This is a genomic window from Sinobacterium caligoides, from assembly GCF_003752585.1.
Taxonomy (GTDB): Bacteria; Pseudomonadota; Gammaproteobacteria; order Pseudomonadales; family Sinobacteriaceae; genus Sinobacterium; species Sinobacterium caligoides.
Map to the genome: position 1 here is coordinate 21,051 of NZ_RKHR01000007.1, position 16,984 is coordinate 38,034.

General features: G+C 51.9%; 14 protein-coding genes and 2 tRNA genes. 4 read left to right on the forward strand and 12 right to left on the reverse strand.

All coding sequences use genetic code 11. The annotated features are described in order from the left end of the window. The first annotated feature begins 25 nt into the window (after positions 1-25). The 4 genes from folK to acs all read left to right on the forward strand — a co-directional run bounded on the left by folK (position 26) and on the right by acs (position 4,759). On the forward strand, positions 26-517 hold the full coding sequence (folK, locus tag EDC56_RS16550) for a 2-amino-4-hydroxy-6-hydroxymethyldihydropteridine diphosphokinase (protein WP_123713705.1): 492 nt from the start codon (positions 26-28) through the stop codon (positions 515-517). Between the two features lie 162 nt (positions 518-679). After that, positions 680-1,492 carry a 3-methyl-2-oxobutanoate hydroxymethyltransferase gene (panB, locus tag EDC56_RS16555; RefSeq protein ID WP_123713706.1) on the forward strand — a complete coding sequence of 271 codons (813 nt, stop codon included), beginning with the start codon at positions 680-682 and terminating at the stop codon, positions 1,490-1,492. A 267-nt stretch (positions 1,493-1,759) separates the two neighbouring features. After that, positions 1,760-2,638 carry a pantoate--beta-alanine ligase gene (gene panC, locus EDC56_RS16560; protein ID WP_123713707.1) on the forward strand — a complete coding sequence of 293 codons (879 nt, stop codon included), beginning with the start codon at positions 1,760-1,762 and terminating at the stop codon, positions 2,636-2,638. A gap of 180 nt (positions 2,639-2,818) precedes the next feature. Next, positions 2,819-4,759, forward strand: a complete 1,941-nt coding sequence (acs, locus tag EDC56_RS16565) for an acetate--CoA ligase (protein WP_123713708.1) — start codon at positions 2,819-2,821, stop codon at positions 4,757-4,759. A gap of 99 nt (positions 4,760-4,858) precedes the next feature. On the opposite strand, the gene pnp is transcribed toward acs, so the two are convergent. The 12 genes from pnp to glmM all read right to left on the reverse strand — a co-directional run bounded on the left by pnp (position 4,859) and on the right by glmM (position 16,984). Next, complete coding sequence (gene pnp / locus EDC56_RS16570) at positions 4,859-6,952, reverse strand: polyribonucleotide nucleotidyltransferase (RefSeq protein WP_123713709.1); 2,094 nt, start codon at positions 6,950-6,952, stop codon at positions 4,859-4,861. An 88-nt stretch (positions 6,953-7,040) separates the two neighbouring features. Next, entirely contained in the window at positions 7,041-7,310 is a 270-nt protein-coding gene (gene rpsO, locus EDC56_RS16575) for a 30S ribosomal protein S15 (protein WP_123713710.1), read from the reverse strand. A gap of 124 nt (positions 7,311-7,434) precedes the next feature. Further along, a complete protein-coding gene (gene truB / locus EDC56_RS16580) occupies positions 7,435-8,373 on the reverse strand; it encodes a tRNA pseudouridine(55) synthase TruB (protein ID WP_123713711.1) in 939 nt (312 codons plus the stop codon). An 11-nt stretch (positions 8,374-8,384) separates the two neighbouring features. Further along, on the reverse strand, positions 8,385-8,798 hold the full coding sequence (gene rbfA / locus EDC56_RS16585; protein WP_123713712.1) for a 30S ribosome-binding factor RbfA: 414 nt from the start codon (positions 8,796-8,798) through the stop codon (positions 8,385-8,387). 129 nt (positions 8,799-8,927) lie between these two features. After that, positions 8,928-11,759, reverse strand: a complete 2,832-nt coding sequence (infB, locus tag EDC56_RS16590) for a translation initiation factor IF-2 (protein WP_123713713.1) — start codon at positions 11,757-11,759, stop codon at positions 8,928-8,930. Positions 11,760-11,780: 21 nt separating this feature from the next. Beyond that, positions 11,781-13,274 carry a transcription termination factor NusA gene (gene nusA, locus EDC56_RS16595; RefSeq protein ID WP_123713714.1) on the reverse strand — a complete coding sequence of 498 codons (1,494 nt, stop codon included), beginning with the start codon at positions 13,272-13,274 and terminating at the stop codon, positions 11,781-11,783. 110 nt (positions 13,275-13,384) lie between these two features. Continuing rightward, entirely contained in the window at positions 13,385-13,846 is a 462-nt protein-coding gene (rimP, locus tag EDC56_RS16600) for a ribosome maturation factor RimP (RefSeq protein ID WP_123713715.1), read from the reverse strand. A 253-nt stretch (positions 13,847-14,099) separates the two neighbouring features. Continuing rightward, positions 14,100-14,176 (reverse strand) — tRNA-Met (locus EDC56_RS16605). Positions 14,177-14,319: 143 nt separating this feature from the next. Then, positions 14,320-14,406: transfer RNA gene (locus EDC56_RS16610), tRNA-Leu, on the reverse strand. A gap of 20 nt (positions 14,407-14,426) precedes the next feature. Continuing rightward, positions 14,427-14,786 (reverse strand): preprotein translocase subunit SecG, encoded by a 360-nt coding sequence (secG, locus tag EDC56_RS16615; protein WP_123713716.1) that lies wholly within the window; start codon positions 14,784-14,786, stop codon positions 14,427-14,429. Between the two features lie 2 nt (positions 14,787-14,788). Next, the gene (gene tpiA, locus EDC56_RS16620) at positions 14,789-15,544 is read right to left on the reverse strand and encodes a triose-phosphate isomerase (RefSeq protein ID WP_123713717.1); all 756 of its coding nucleotides are present in this window, start codon (positions 15,542-15,544) and stop codon (positions 14,789-14,791) included. Between the two features lie 93 nt (positions 15,545-15,637). Then, positions 15,638-16,984, reverse strand: a complete 1,347-nt coding sequence (glmM, locus tag EDC56_RS16625; RefSeq protein WP_123713718.1) for a phosphoglucosamine mutase — start codon at positions 16,982-16,984, stop codon at positions 15,638-15,640.

The following is a 16,984-nucleotide window of genomic DNA, read 5'->3' on the forward strand; positions in this document are numbered from 1 at the left end:
ACGTTTTCCTTACACGAGAGATGCAATGCAAGCTTATATTGCCCTAGGCAGCAACCTCGACAGCCCTTTTGAGCAGGTTCAGGGGGCTGTCAATGATATCGCTATCGACGAACGCATTAACCTGCTTCGCTGTTCCAACTGGTATCAAAGCAAAGCCATAGGCCCCGGCGAACAAGCAGACTATATTAATGGCGTAGTCTGCGTGAACACCACAATGACACCGCTCGAACTACTCGACTACCTGCAAACTATCGAACAGCAGCATGGCCGTGTACGCAAAGAGCGCTGGGGAGCCCGCACCCTAGACCTTGATATCCTCCTCTACGACGACCTCACCTGCGATGATGATCGCCTCACCATCCCCCATCCCCGCATGAACGAGCGTGCCTTTGTCATGACTCCCTTAAACGATATAGCCCCGACACTAAAGCTTCCCTGTGGCGAGAGTGTCAGCAATGTCAGTCAGCAACTCACACAGAGCGGCCTGCAATTTTACGCCCTAGGCCAGCCAAGCTAATCAATCCCCACAAGATTATCGCTACGAGTTAGTTGATATTTAATGATTAGTGATTGACAGCAGGCGCAATCACCTTACCATACGGGCTAATCGGGCAGGGTAAGCACTAGACCGTACTACCTGCCAGCAACACGTTGTTTCGTCGCCAGAGGTCTCAATATAATGAGCAGTACCACTATTCAGCGCAGCACCACCGTTCAGACTCTTAGCGCCTTAAAGCAGGAGAAGAAAAAGTTTTCCTGTCTGACCTCCTATGATGCGACCTTTGCCCACATCATCTCTGAGGCCGGCATTGAATCCATCCTCGTCGGTGACTCACTAGGCAATGTTCTCCAGGGCCACGACACAACGTTACCGGTGACCGTTGAAGATCTCGCCTACCACACCGCCGCCGTTGCACGCGGCAATGAACACGCGCTAATTATCACCGACCTTCCCTTCATGGGCTACGCCACCCCAGAACAAGCCATGGACAACGCCACCCAAGTCATGCGGGCGGGCGCCCATGTCGTCAAGGTCGAAGGCGGCACCTGGTTATGCCCTACAATTGCGATGCTGACCGAGCGCGGCATCCCAGTCTGTGCTCACTTGGGGCTCACACCACAGTCGGTCAATACCTTGGGCGGATTTAAAGTTCAGGGACGCTCTCCTGAGCAGGCCCAGGCCATCATCGCTGACGCCAAGGCCATTGAAGCGGCAGGGGCCGGCATACTCGTCTTAGAGTGTGTGCCTAGCGAACTTGCTAAAACGATCACCGAGCAGCTCACCATTCCCGTCATCGGCATTGGTGCCGGCAGCGACACCGATGGTCAGGTCTTAGTTCTACACGACATGCTTGGCCTCAACCCTCGACCTGCCAAATTCGTCAAGAATTTCATGGCCGCTAGCGGCGGCAGCATTCAAGACGCTATCGCACTCTATGGTGAAGAAGTCAAAAGTGGCGCCTTTCCTGGTCCTGAGCACGGTTTCAAATAGCAACCCCCCTCACAGCAGCCCCGGCATCAACAAGAAAAACCGTTACTGCGCAAAGGGCTGCGTAGCATAAGGTAACATCAGGCTTGTAATGTGTTACAGATTTATTGCGTGACCAGATAGTTTGGTGCATAATCCTCAAAATTATGAATCGCTTACTTTATGTACTGTTTCGACAGTCATCAGAGGACTAGCGCAGTAATTCTCTTCGGTAGAGACGAAGACTAAGCCTTATCACTGCCAATAGTCCGAGACAAGGAGCAGCGAACAATGAAAACCCATACTACTGTTTACGGTTTACGCCACGCCATTGCTCGTAACCGTGCCCAGGGGCAGCGCATCTGTTTTGTGCCAACCATGGGCAACCTACACGAAGGCCACCTGAGCTTAGTCAAAGAGGCTAAGCTACGGGGTGAGTGCGTCGTGGTCAGCATTTTCGTGAATCCTCTACAGTTCGGTGCCGGTGAAGACCTCGATTGTTACCCCCGCACCCTGGCAGCCGACAAGGAAAAACTGTTCGCTGAAGGCACCTGCTACCTATTCGCCCCTACGGTCGACGAGATGTACCCCGGCGGCACCGGCCCGCAATCACAACTGTCTGTCCCCGATATTACCGAGACACTCTGCGGTGCCTCGCGACCCGGCCACTTCACCGGTGTTGCCACCGTTGTCACCAAACTGTTCAACATCGTTCAGCCGGACGTCGCGATCTTCGGCAAGAAAGATTTTCAGCAGCTGCAAGTCATCCGCAAAATGGTCGATGACATGTGTATGCCTGTTGAGGTCGTCGGCGTAGATACCCATCGCGCAGAAGATGGCCTAGCCCTGAGCTCTCGCAACGGCTTCCTCAGCGACGATGAGCGGGCGATAGCCCCTCGCCTACACCAAATCCTACAGGAATATCGCGAGGCCATTGCCAACGGCTTCGACAATTATGCCGAACTGGAGCGCCACGCCATTCGAGACCTCAGCGCCGCAGGCTTCGAACCCGACTACTTCAATATCTGCGATGCCGCTACCCTGCGCGCCGTCACAGCAAAAACTGAGGACATCGTCATCTTGGTCGCAGCACGCCTCGGCTCTACTCGCCTCATCGACAATGTCACCCTAATCCTTGCGCCACACGGTGACTGTCGCATGCTAGGCTGAGCCAACGCCCTCCCTTCTAAGCCCGCCATCGTGCGGGCTTTTTGCTTTTTGGTAACTTATTACCCGTCCCAGAGCGGTGCAAGAGACTTTCAAGACACCGACGAATGCCCTATGATGAACCCAGGTTTTCCTAAAGCATGGCCTCCTATCCTCATAATACTTCTAAACTAAGGATTCAAAATGCACGAGATTTCCACCCACCCCGTACCCGAAGCGTACCGCGACAACACCTTACTTACCGATCAGCAATATCAGCAGATGTATCGAGCTTCTATCGATACCCCTGAACAGTTCTGGGCCGAGCAGGCAGAAAAGTTTTTAACTTGGAAGCAGCCCTGGAGCAAGGTCGTCGAAGAGGATTTCAACCAGGGCCACGTTGCCTGGTTTGTTGATGGCAAGATTAATGTCAGCGAAAACTGCATTGATCGGCACCTGCCAGAACGCGCAAATGACATCGCTGTCATTTGGGAGGGTGACGATCCAAAAAATAGTAAAAAGATAACCTATCAACAACTGCATGATGAAGTTTGCCAACTGGCTAACGGCTTAAAGGCGAGAGGCGTCAAGAAGGGTGACCGCGTCTGCATCTATATGCCGATGATCGTTGAATCAGCCTATGCCATGCTAGCCTGCGCCCGTATTGGCGCCATTCACTCCGTCGTCTTTGGCGGCTTTTCGCCCGACGCGCTAAAAGACCGCATTGAAAACGCGGAGTGTTCAGTCTTGATCACCGCCGATGAAGGCGTGCGCGGCGGCAAGGCCGTCCCTCTCAAGGTTAACGCAGATATCGCTGCTCGCCAGTGCCCTAGCCTACACACCGTAGTAACCGTACGCCACACTGGCGCCGCGGTAGACATGAGCAGCGATATCGACATCTACTATCACGACCTCTGTGGCGAGCAAAGCTCAATCTGCCCAGCCGAAAGCATGGATGCCGAGGACCCCTTATTCATTCTCTACACCTCCGGCTCCACGGGTAAACCCAAGGGCGTATTGCACACAACAGCAGGTTACTTGCTCGGCGCCGCAATTAGTCACAAATACATCTTCGATTATCGCCCCGGGGAAATTTACTGGTGTACTGCCGATGTCGGCTGGATTACAGGCCACAGCTATATCATCTACGGCCCCCTCGCCAATGGTGCTACCACTCTGATGTTTGAGGGTGTGCCAACCTACCCAGACGCCTCACGATGCTGGCAAGTCATTGACAAACACCAAGTTAACATTTTTTACACGGCGCCCACCGCGCTACGCGCCCTGATGGCACAGGGTGACAGCTTCCTCGCTAACAGCTCTCGACAGTCATTACGCTTGCTCGGTACCGTTGGCGAACCCATCAACCCTGAGGCCTGGGAGTGGTACCACCAAGAAGTGGGCCAAGGTCGCTGTCCAATCGTTGATACTTGGTGGCAAACCGAAACCGGTAGCGTACTAATCTCCCCTCTGCCCGGCGCCACACCCCTGAAACCAGGCTCAGCCACACGTCCTTTCTTCGGCGCCAACCCCGTTCTACTCGATGCAGAAGGCAATGAGTTAGAGGGCGCTGTGGCCGGTAATCTCGCCTTCAAGGGTAGCTGGCCCAGCCAAATTCGCTCAGTCTACGGCGACCACCAACGCTGTATCGACACCTACTACAGTATCTATCCGGGCTATTACACGACCGGCGATGGTGCTCGTCGCGACGAAGATGGCTACTATTGGATCACCGGCCGTGTCGATGATGTCCTCAATGTCTCCGGGCACCGCATGGGTACCGCTGAGATCGAATCCGCACTAGTCTTACAAGACGCGGTCGCTGAAGCAGCCGTTGTCGGCTACCCCCACGATGTTAAAGGTCAGGGTATTTACTGCTACGTGACATTGATGACGGGCTACGAGTGGAGCGAACAGCTCATGCTAGAACTTCGAAGCGCCGTCGGTCTCGAGATCGGCGCTATTGCGCGCCCCGATATCATCCAGTACGCACCAGGACTACCGAAGACACGCTCGGGTAAGATCATGCGCCGGATTCTGCGCAAGATTGCCGCAGACGAACTCGACACATTGGGAGATACCTCCACCCTTGCGGACCCCGGAGTCGTTAATGAGCTGATCGAAAACCGTGTTGTCGCCAACTAACCAATAACGAAGTTTTACAGGGTAAAAAAAAGCCGCTACCTTCCGGGAGCGGCTTTTTTGTCATCGCCAAAACGATGAGAATAACAGTTTAGCAGTGAATTAATCCTGCTTCTGTTCGGCTATCGCCTCTTTGATACTTAGCTTGATACGGCCACGGTTATCGACATCCAGTACCTTAACGCTGACTTCTTGCCCCTCTTCGAGGTAATCAGAAACCTTCTCGATACGATCCTGTGAGATTTGCGAGATATGCACCAGGCCATCTTTACCAGGAATAATGTTAACGAAGGCACCGAAGTCTACGACACGAATGACCTTACCGACGTAGATCTTACCAACTTCCGCCTCGGCGGTGATACCTTCGATCATGTTACGCGCCGCAGTTTCCGAGGCCTTATCAGCCGCGTAAATGCGAATAGTACCATCATCTTCGATATCGATCTGAGCGCCAGTCTCTTCGGTAATCGAGCGGATAGTCGCGCCACCCTTACCAATGACATCACGAATCTTATCTGCATCAATCTTCAGCGAGCTCATTACCGGAGCAGAGTCGTTCAGCTCGGTACGAGAAGCAGAAATCACACGATTCATGTCTGCGAGGATAGACAAACGAGCTGCCTGTGCCTGCTCTAGCGCCACCTCCATAATATCTTCGGTGATGCCTTCAATCTTGATATCCATCTGCAGGGCAGTAATACCCTCAGCGGTACCGGCAACCTTAAAATCCATATCGCCGAGATGATCTTCATCACCCAAGATATCGGTCAGAATCGCATGACGATCGCCATCCTTAACCAAGCCCATCGCGATACCAGCGACAGGTGCTGTAATCGGCACACCACCGGCCATCAACGCCAGCGAGGTAGAACAGACTGAAGCCATCGAGCTCGAACCATTTGACTCGGTAATCTCAGAGACCACACGAATAGTGTATGGGAACGCTTCTTGATCCGGCAACACAGCAGCAATACCACGACGGGCAAGACGACCGTGACCGATCTCACGACGGCCAGGCGCACCAACACGACCACACTCACCAACAGAGTAGGAAGGGAAGTTATAGTGCAGCATGAACGGATCTTTACGCTCGCCTTCAAGTGCGTCAATCAACTGCGCGTCACGACTTGTACCCAGTGTCAGAGCGGCAATAGATTGCGTCTCACCACGAGTGAATAGTGCCGAGCCGTGTGGGCGGTCAAGAATATCGACCTCAGCCTGAACATCACGAACCGTGGTGCTATCACGGCCGTCGATACGCGGGGCACCGTCGAGAATACGATTACGTACAATACTCTTCTCAAGCTTAGAGAAGTAACCTTGTACATCGTCCTTAGATACATCTTCAACCGCCAGTGCAGCAACAGCACTCTGCTTCAGCTCACCGATAGCACTGTAACGCGCTAACTTATCGCTGATCTGGTAGGCCGCACCCAGCTGCTCACCCACAAGCTGCTGAACCGCGTTCGCCAGCTCGACATTTGTCTCTTCCGGCGACCAATCCCAAACAGGCTTGGCCACTTCGTCCGCCAGTGCTTGTACACCCTGCACAACGGCCTGAAGTTCTTGATGAGCAAATAATACCGCGCCCAACATGACGTCTTCGCTGAGGATTTTTGCCTCAGACTCAACCATCAATACCGCGTCCTTGGTGCCGGCAACAACCATATCCAGTTCTGACGCTTCAAGCTCGGCGTAGCTAGGGTTCAGGCTATAACCAGCATCAGCAGTGTAGCCCACACGCGCTGCACCGATAGGGCCAGCGAAAGGGATACCTGAGATTGATAGACAGGCTGAGGTACCGATCATCGCGCAGATATCGGGATCGTTCTCTTTGTCAGCAGAGATAACACTACAGATCACCTGCACTTCATTTTTAAAGCCGTTCGGGAACAGCGGACGAATCGGCCGATCGATCAAACGTGAAGTCAGTGTCTCTTTCTCTGACGGGCGGTTTTCACGCTTGATGAAACCACCTGGAATCTTGCCTACAGCGTAGGTCTTCTCTTGATAATGCACTGATAAGGGGAAGAAATCTTGACCAGGCTTGGCGGTCTTAGCGCCAACAACGGTACATAAAACCGTGGTATTTCCCATCTTAGTTAGTACAGCACCGCTCGCTTGACGCGCGATACGACCGGTTTCCAGAGTTACTTCCTGGCCACCAAAATTAAACTTTTTTATTACAGGATTCACTCAAAACCCTCCATGCCTATGTGCATTTACAATGATGTAAACTGTTGAGGCCCACCCCAGAAAACTGGTGTGGGCCTCAGAACAGCTATTAACGACGTAGACCTAGACGCTTGATCAGGCTAGTGTAACGACCGTGATCTTTGCCATTTAGGTAGTCTAGTAGCTTGCGACGCTGGTTGACCATACGGATCAAACCACGACGAGAGTGGTGATCACCTTTGTGATCAGCAAAGTGGCTCTGTAGCGCTAAAATATTAGCGGTTAGCAGGGCAACTTGAACTTCTGGGGAACCAGTATCACCTTCGGAGGTTTGATATTCAGCGACAACTTGAGCTTTTTCTGCAGCAGATAATGCCATTTTTACATACCTTTTTTGAAATATGCGTGCGAATACATAAAGTAACCACACTGGTTAAAGCGCCGTAGGTTATCTACGACACAAAAGCCCAGCCGTGCATATTTACAGCTGGGTTTGACCGGCCTCAAGAACCTTCTTGCGGCTCGGCGATTAGACGACGGGGGCCAAGGCGCCCATCATCCAATACCTCTCCGAGTCCGATAAACTGACCGGACTCGAGTTTAATTCTTACCAACCCCTCTAGCGGCAGACCCGGCGCCATAACTGGCTGCCCCTGACGGATATAGAAACTAGTATCATCATCAAGATAGACTTCAGGAAGATGTTCCACCGCCGTATCAACAGGTAATAATAACCCATTTAGCGCCTCATGATCCTGTTTTTCTGCCAGTGACTCCAAATATTCCAAGCTCACCATCTCACCGAGCCCAAAGGGGCCTGCAGTAATACGACGCAATACGCTAACGTGTGCGCCACAGCCTAGTGCATGACCAAGATCCTCGGCGATCGAGCGAATATAGGTGCCTTTACTGCAGTAAACCTCAATCTCGACTTCTGCCTTTGGCCCCGGACGGTAATCGATCAAATCGAGACGAAAGATCGTTACGTCACGCAGCTTACGCTCAACTTCTTTGCCCTGGCGCGCCAACTTGTACAGTGGCTGACCATTATGCTTAAGAGCCGAGAACATTGAAGGCAGCTGCTGAATATCGCCGCGAAAGGCCTCTAGCGCCTGCTCTACCTGCTCTCTAGTAACAAGAGAGGCATCACTTGTAGAGGTTACCTCGCCGTCAGCATCACTGCTATCGGTAGTTACCCCTAAGGTAAACACGCTGCGATATGCCTTGTCAGAATCCAGTAAATACTGCGAGTACTTGGTCGCCTCACCAAAACACAATGGCAAGACGCCCGTTGCGAGAGGATCCAGCGCACCGGTATGCCCAGCTTTTTGCGCAAAGAAGGCTCTTTTTACCCGCTGTAAAGCACCATTCGAGGTCATACCAGCCGGCTTGTCGAGGACGATAATGCCGTCGACGAGACGGCCACGCTTTCTTCTAGCCACTCAACCACTCCCTAAACTTGATCGTCTTCACGATCGCTGGAAGGGGCTGCATCGTCAACGCGTTGCGCATCGCTCGAGACGGCCTTGTCAATCAACGCCGATAGATGCTGACCACGACCGATACTGGCATCGAAGACAAAGTGTAGGCGCGGCACAGTACGCATAGTACTTTCTTTGGCGATCGCACTGCGCAGGAAGCCCTGCGCATTATTGAGCGCTGCCACCGCCTCTTTCGCCTCTTCCGGCGTGTCTCTATCGACTGCGGTGACGTAAACCTTGGCGTGTGACAGGTCCCGGCTCACCTCGACATCAGTAACACTTACCAAGCCAACGCGTGGGTCTCGCACTTCGAACTGAATCAGCTGAGCCAGCTCGCGACGCAAGAAGTCCGCGACACGCTGTGTACGGCTATACTCTTTAGCCATATCTAATACCTCTTGTTAAAGACGCTCTGTCTTTATAAAGCAAAAACGGAGCGGGACGCTCGGCAGATAAACTGCCTGTACGCCACCGCCCCGCCTAAGATCAAATGCAACGTTAACCGCACACAACCATTATAGGCTGCGCTTAATCTCTTTAACGTCGAAGACCTCTATCTTGTCGCCGGGTTGCACGTTGTTGTAACCCTTAACACCGATACCACACTCAACGCCATTGCGAACCTCGTTGGCTTCGTCTTTAAAGCGACGTAGCGATTCAAGTTCACCTTCGTAGATAACGACATCATTGCGTAACACGCGAATAGGCTTGCTGCGGTAGACGGTACCTTCGATAACCATCGAGCCAGCAATATCGCCAAACTTCGGCGAACTAAACACCTCGCGAACCTCAGCAACACCTACAATCTCTTCACGCAACTCTGGTGAAAGCATGCCGCTCAACGCACTCTTCACATCATCTAATAAATCGTAGATAACGCTGTAGTAGCGAAGGTCAACACCTTCCTTTTCGATCAGGGCGCGCGCTGAGTTATCGGCGCGAACGTTGAAGCCGAACATAACGGCTCCGGAGGTCACTGCAAGATTCACATCACTCTCACTGATACCACCAACGCCACTGGCAACGATGTTAACGCGAACTTCCTCATTACCGATCTTGCCCAGCGAAGCTATCAGCGCCTCAAGAGAACCACGAACATCAGTCTTAACCACCATGTTCAGAATCTTGATATCGCCCTCAGCCATCTGCGTGAACATATTGTCCAGCTTGGCCGCTTGCTGACGCGCCATCCGCGCCTGACGGTCACGCTCCTGACGATGCTCAGCAACTTCACGTGCACGCTTCTCGTTTTCTACCACCTGGAAGTCATCACCTGAACCAGGCAGGCCATCAAGGCCGAGAATCTCGACAGGAATAGATGGTCCTGCAGACAAAGCAGGCTTACCATTCTCGTCCAACATTGCACGAACACGGCCATATTGCAGGCCGGCCAAGACAACGTCACCCTGCTTAAGGGTACCGTTCTGTACCAATACTGTAGCGACAGATCCGCGGCCCTTATCGAGTGATGACTCAATAACAACACCACGTGCAGCAATATCAGAAGCCGCCTTAAGCTCCAACATCTCCGCCTGCAATAGCACCGCATCTAGTAGATCGTCGATGCCTTCGCCGCTCTTTGCAGAGACCGGCATGAATGGCACATCGCCACCCCAGTCCTCAGGAATAACATTTTTCGCAGACAGCTCGTTCTTCACGCGCTCAGGGTCTGCACCCTCTTTATCCATCTTGTTGACTGCGACAACCAAAGGCACACCCGCGGCACGAGCGTGTTCAACCGCCTCCTCAGTCTGAGGCATCACGCCATCATCTGCGGCAACAACCAAGATAACGATATCCGTCGCCTTAGCACCACGTGAACGCATAGCGGTGAACGCTGCGTGACCCGGTGTATCAAGGAAGCAGATCATTCCGTGGCCGGTCTCAACATGGTAGGCACCGATATGCTGGGTAATACCACCCGCTTCACCACCGGCAACCTTGGCCTTACGAATATAATCAAGCAACGATGTCTTACCGTGGTCAACGTGACCCATGACGGTAACAACAGGTGCACGAGTCACCTCTGTGCCAGCTTCATCTTCGACATCGATGGCATCAAACAACAGTTCTTCGACAGCGTTTTCGCTAACCAGCTTAACGGTATGACCGAGTTCTTCTACGACGATAGTCGCGGTGTCTTGGTCCAGAGTCTGGTTAATAGTGACAATAGTTCCCAAGGTAAACAAGACCTTAATAACCTCGGCACTCTTCACGGCCATCCGCTGTGCTAGATCACCAACGCTAATCGCCTCTGGCAATTCAATTTCGCGAACAACTTTCTCAACAGGCTTCTCAAAACCGTGCTTATCATGTTCAGAGTGAACGGCGTTGCGTTGATTCTTGCTGCGGCGACTGCTACGGCTATCCTCGTAACTATTACGACTGTTTTTACCGCCCTTCTTACCCTTTTTACCACGGTCACCTGCGGTATTGGATGGTGCCTGACGCTGACGCAACGGCTGACGCTTGCCTTTTTCATTCTTTCCAGGCTTAGCAGCAGGTGCTGCTGCAGCATCTTTTTCTGCCGCAGGTTTAGAAGCTGACAACGTCTTCTTTTTCTTCACTTCCGCCGCTGCAGTTGCCGCCTTCGCTTGCTCTGCTTCAGCCTTAGCGTCGGCAGCACGCTTAGCGGCAGCCTCTTGCGCAGCCTGCTCTTTACGGAGCTTCTCTTCTTTTTTGGTCTGCAGTGCCTGTGTACGGCGCTCCTGCTCCTCGAGCTCCTCTTTCTTACGACGAGCAATCGCACGTCGACGAATAACCTCAGGATCAAAAGGGTCTGCCGCAAGCTTCTCAGCTTCTATAGCTTTGCGTTTGGCCTCCTCCGCTTCTTTCGCCAGTTTCTCCGCCTTAAGCTTCGCTTCTTGCGCAGCTTTCTCTTCAGCCGCAGCGAGCTTCGCAGCCTTGGCGTCAGCTTCCGCCTTTAACTTCGCCTCTGCCTCGGCAACTTGCTTGGCTTGTTTAGCCTGCTCTGCAACCAACTCTTCAGCAGCAGCCTGCTCAGCGGCCGTTGGCTTAACCTCTGGCGCTGCCTCGGCGTCAACAGCCTCAGCTTTAACGTAAGTGCGCTTCTTACGCACCTCAACGTTAACGCCCTTCTTACCCTTACTACCACTGGTCGCTTTAAGCGTGCTGGTGGTTTTACGTTTTAGGGTGATCTTTTTCGGTGTATCACCACTCTCGCCGTGGCTCTTCTGCAAGAAAGTCAGCAGAGTCTTTTTGTCCTCTTCGGAGACCAAGTGATCCTCCGCAGTCTGCTTTAAACCAGCTTCTTTCATTTGCGTTAGCAGTCTATCAGTAGGCTTATCTACTGAATCTGCGAATTCCTTAACTGTTACATCAGTCATTATATTCTCCTCTACCTCGTCTTACTCGCCCTGGTCTTCAAACCAAGGTGCGCGTGCAGTCATAATCAATTGACCAGCCTTCTCTTCGTCGATCTCTTCAATATCGATCAAATCGTCAATTGACTGCTCCGCTAAATCTTCCATAGTGATAACGCCACGACTTGCCAGCACATGTGCCAAGTGACGATCCATACCATCCATCGTCAGCAAATCTTCTGCTGGCTCAGCACCGTCCAAACGCTCCTCGTCTGCAATCGCGCTCGTAAGCAATGCATCCTTGGCGCGAGCCCGCAACTCTTCAGCTAGCTCATCATCGAAGCCTTCGATCGACAAAAACTCTTCGATGGGAACATAGGCGATTTCGTCAATGGTGGTAAAACCTTCTTCAACCAACACTTCAGCAACACCTTCGTCGACATCCAGCGCCTCAATAAAGCGCGTCATGATTTGTCCCGACTCGGCCTGCTGCTTAGCCTCAGCCTCCTCGACACTCATCACATTGATCGACCAACCAGTCAGCTCACTCGCCAAGCGAACATTCTGACCACTACGACCGATAGACAGCGCAAGGTTTTCCTCTGCAACAGCAACCTGCATACAACGAGTATCTTCGTCGACAATGATCGACTCAACCTCTGCCGGCGACATTGCATTGATAACAAGCTGTGCTGGATTATCATCCCAAAGAATAATATCAACACGCTCATTGCCCAGCTCACCCGATACCGCCTGAACACGTGAGCCACGCATGCCAACACAAGCACCAACGGGATCAATACGTCCGTCGTTGGTCTTAACTGCGATTTTCGCGCGAGAGCCCGGATCACGAGCCGCTCCGCGAATTTCGATTACCTCTTCAGAGATTTCTGGCACTTCAATCTTGAACAGCTCGATCACCATTTCGGGGCAAGCACGACTTAGAATCAACTGCGGTCCACGGCCTTCTTCATTAATCGAGTCGAGAATGGCACGCAAGCGATCACCCATGCGGAAATTTTCACGACCGATCATCTGGTTTTTCGCCAGATAACCTTCTGCATTATTCCCCAGATCGATGATATAAGCGTCGTGCTTGACCTTCTTAACGATACCACCAAGCAGTTCACCAACACGAGAGCGGTATTCAGCCACTAACTTAGCGCGTTCAGCTTCACGCACTTTCTGGACGATAACTTGCTTTGCAGTCTGTGCCGCGATACGTCCAAAGCCGACATTTTCAACCTGCTCTCTGTACACATCACCTGGCTGAAGCTTGGCATCAACTTCGGCAGCTTCCTGCATATTCAGCTCGGTACCTAATAAAGCTATCGCTTCATTATCGACAATACCCCAGCTACGGAAGGTTTCATAATCACCGGTCTTACGATCGATGGTCACCTCGATTTCCGAGTCTTCGTCATAGCGCTTCTTTGTCGCGGCTGCCAAGGCGATTTCTAACGCTTCAAAGATAACCTCTTCAGGAACACCTTTCTCGTTTGATACTGCTTCTGCAACCAAAAGAATTTCTTTACTCATTCTCTCGCCTCACTCTATTCAACCGTCTACACAGTCGCTTATGTCTTTATTACATCGATACAGGATGTAAGTTTAAATTTACGGCTAGGCATTGCCTGCCAAATAACCACCTAGTCTTCGAATACGGGAACGATCCGCCCTCTATCGATACTATCTATAGGCAACATGAACTCTTCATCGTCTACCACAATCAGCACTTCATCACCCTCGATCCCGTTGAGGATACCGGTAAAGCGTCGACGTCCCTCGAAAGGGAAGCGGAGTTTGACCGAGGCTTTATGCCCCTTGAACTGCTCAAAATGCTCTAACTTAACCAAAAGGCGATCAATTCCTGGCGATGACACTTCCAGGGTGTAATCTGCGGCAATTGGGTCTTCTACATCTAACACACTAGAAACTTGACGACTTACCTCGGAACAATCTTCAATGCCGACGCCATTCGCACTATCTATATAGAGCCGCAGAACGACGTGACGCCCTTGTGTCAAATATTCCAGCGCCCACAACTCAAAACCAAGAGCCTCAACAGCCGGAAGTATCATTAACTCAATCGCACTTTGCTTCGACGACATTCGAACCACCTTTATCAACATTAAATAGGCTAGACAGCCGCGAGATCGAACAATAAAAAATGGGCCCTATGGCCCACCTGTTATATTGCAGCGTTCGATGACGCCTTCTATCCATTGGGCACCGCCCAATTGCGCAGCCTGGAGCCAATTACAGCCCACTTACAGGTTTCAGTTGCGCCAGAAACAAAAAACCCCTCTAGTGAGGGGTTTTCCGTTAAATTCTTGTCTTTCTACAGCCTCACGTCTATAGAAATGGTAGCGGGGGTAGGATTTGAACCTACGGCCTTCGGGTTATGAGCCCGACGAGCTACCTAACTGCTCCACCCCGCACCAACGCCCATATTTCAGGGTGGGTGAATTATAGGGATCCTCTAATGTCAGGTCAAGCACTATAACGACAACAAACATGCTATTAATTACTTTCATTTCTAGCATGCAAAAAAAAAGTCCAGCTAATGCTGGACCTTTATATATGGTGCCGAAAGCGGGACTTGAACCCGCACGAGCATACGCTCACCACCCCCTCAAGATGGCGTGTCTACCAATTCCACCACTTCGGCTAAGCTTGTAAATCTGGCCGCTATTCTACAGGAATTTCATCATCTGGAAAGCCTGTTGATGCATTATTTTGCGGGTTTTTCGTGTTTTCTTCATCTAACACCTTTTCTACTGCTACAGGAGTAGAAAAGGCACCAACTTCAATGCCCGCTTTCTGCTTAGCCGTTACCGCAAGGGCAAAACTACTAACAAAAAATAGTGTTGCAAGGATTGCTGTACTGCGAGTCAACGCATTACCACTACCCGAGCCGCCAAAGACGGTCTGCGAGGCGCCAGAGCCGAAAGATGCACCCGCATCAGCTCCCTTACCATGCTGCAAAAGAATGAGCGCAATGATCGCGACCGCGAATAAAACATGTAGCACAACGATTAACTGTTCCATAATTACTTATTTGTAGCCTTGCAAATTGTCACAAATTCAGTGGCGCTTAACGCAGCCCCACCCACTAATGCGCCATCAATATCCTGCTGCGCAAACAACTCAGCAGCATTAGCCGCCTTAACACTCCCACCGTACAATATCTGTAGCTTGTCGGCAGTACTTTTACTTTCACGCGCAATAAAATCTCGTACATACTTATGCACCTCTTGCGCCTGCTCCGGTGTCGCAGTCTTGCCCGTACCGATTGCCCAAATAGGCTCGTAAGCTACGACAGCTGATTCAAAGCAGCCGGCGCCAGCCTCGGTGAGAACGGCCTGTAACTGAGCCTCAATAACGGCCAAGGCTTGTCCGGATTCGCGCTCTGCTAGATTTTCACCTACGCACAACACCGGTAACAACCCCGCGTCTTTAACTTGTATAAATTTCCTCGCCACCTGAACATCAGACTCTGCAAATAGCGCCCGACGCTCTGAGTGTCCCACGATAACATAGCGACAACCAATATCCTTCAGCATTGCCACGGAGATTTCGCCGGTAAAGGCACCCGATTGCTGCTCAGCAACATTCTGCGCCCCCACCTCGATCGCCTCACCCTGGAGCTGTGCTATTACGCTCGGTATATAGACAAAGCTCGGGCAGACAGCGACCTTCGCGCCATCACTTTCACCAAGACCTGCAACAACACCAGAAAGCAACGCACTGATCGACTCACTTGAGCCGTTCATCTTCCAGTTTCCTATTACCAAGGGTTGTCGCATGGTTACTACCTCTTTGAGCGGGCGCCAATATTACCGAGATTACAGCAGCCTGACAAGCACAAGAGAATGAAGACAGCAAGCGGCCTCATTCACTTACTCCGCCAACGCCTTTTGCACAACGACTGCCAACAGTTCCGCTAGCCGCCCTACCTGCTCGGCGTCCTCCCCCTCAACCATCACTCGAATCACCGGCTCTGTACCAGAGGGCCTTAACAACACTCGCCCCTTGTCCGCCAACTCAGTTTCAACCTCTGCGACGGCTGCCGACACCTCTTTATTGCTCGCCAAGCCCGCTTTATTAACCCCCTTAACGTTGATCATGCGCTGCGGAAACTTGCTCATCCCACTCTTCAACTCAAACAACGAGCGGGCACTATCGGTCAACGCGTGCATCACCTGCAAAGCCGCAACAATACCATCGCCAGTAGTCGACACATCCGAACAAATAATATGCCCGGATGACTCACCACCGAGCAGCCAACCTGTCTTACGCATCTCCGCCATCACGTAACGGTCACCAACATTGGCTCGCTCAAAATCGATATTCTGAGCCCTCAGCGCCAACTCAAAGCCTAGGTTTGACATCAGCGTGCCCACCACGCCAGGGCAGCCGCCGCGAGCACGGCGCGCCGAGGCAATAACATAAAGGATCTCATCACCATCAACCACTTCGCCGGTCTGGTCGACACAACAGACTCGATCTCCATCGCCATCAAAAGCGATACCTAAGTCCGCTTCATGCTCCAAAACCGCCTGTTGGAGCTGCTCTGGACTAGTGGAGCCGACCGCATCATTAATATTCAAACCATTCGGCTGCGCACCAATCACCACCACCTCTGCGCCTAACTCTTTAAACACTGCGGGGGCGACATGATAAGTCGCGCCATGAGCACAATCTAAAACAATTTTATAATCAGCGAGTGACATGCCCATCGGCACGGTTGACTTACAGTATTCTATATAGCGTCCGGCAGCATCATCGACACGAGTCACCTTACCCAAATCACCAGACTGATTTGTCGTCATAGGTTCATCAAGCATCGCCTCAATCGCCAACTCAATGTCATCGGACAGTTTGCTACCTGCAGCCGAGAAAAACTTAATGCCGTTATCATAGTAAGGATTGTGCGAGGCGCTAATAACGATGCCAGCTTGGGCATTAAACGTTCGCGTCAAATAGGCAATTGCCGGCGTCGGCATCGGCCCCAACAACAACACATCGACCCCTGCTGCAACCAAGCCCGCCTCCAGTGCTGACTCAAACATATAACCAGAGATTCGCGTATCCTTGCCAATAATGACCTTGGCCCGACTCTCTCCCGCATTACCAGCCAGCACCTTACCTGCTGCCCAACCAAGTCTCAGCACAAAATCTGCCGTAATCGGCGCCCTGCCAACCAGACCTCTAATTCCATCTGTTCCGAAATATTTGCGCGACAT

Coding starts and splice junctions, on each gene's coding strand:
- rbfA (WP_123713712.1), bottom strand. CDS start 8,798: ATGGCTAAAGAGTATAGCCGTACACAGCGTGTCGCGGACTTCTTGCGT.
- panB (WP_123713706.1), top strand. CDS start 680: ATGAGCAGTACCACTATTCAGCGCAGCACCACCGTTCAGACTCTTAGC.
- panC (WP_123713707.1), top strand. CDS start 1,760: ATGAAAACCCATACTACTGTTTACGGTTTACGCCACGCCATTGCTCGT.
- acs (WP_123713708.1), top strand. CDS start 2,819: ATGCACGAGATTTCCACCCACCCCGTACCCGAAGCGTACCGCGACAAC.
- nusA (WP_123713714.1), bottom strand. CDS start 13,274: ATGAGTAAAGAAATTCTTTTGGTTGCAGAAGCAGTATCAAACGAGAAA.
- glmM (WP_123713718.1), bottom strand. CDS start 16,984: ATGTCGCGCAAATATTTCGGAACAGATGGAATTAGAGGTCTGGTTGGC.
- tpiA (WP_123713717.1), bottom strand. CDS start 15,544: ATGCGACAACCCTTGGTAATAGGAAACTGGAAGATGAACGGCTCAAGT.
- secG (WP_123713716.1), bottom strand. CDS start 14,786: ATGGAACAGTTAATCGTTGTGCTACATGTTTTATTCGCGGTCGCGATC.
- rimP (WP_123713715.1), bottom strand. CDS start 13,846: ATGTCGTCGAAGCAAAGTGCGATTGAGTTAATGATACTTCCGGCTGTT.
- infB (WP_123713713.1), bottom strand. CDS start 11,759: ATGACTGATGTAACAGTTAAGGAATTCGCAGATTCAGTAGATAAGCCT.
- folK (WP_123713705.1), top strand. CDS start 26: ATGCAAGCTTATATTGCCCTAGGCAGCAACCTCGACAGCCCTTTTGAG.
- rpsO (WP_123713710.1), bottom strand. CDS start 7,310: ATGGCATTATCTGCTGCAGAAAAAGCTCAAGTTGTCGCTGAATATCAA.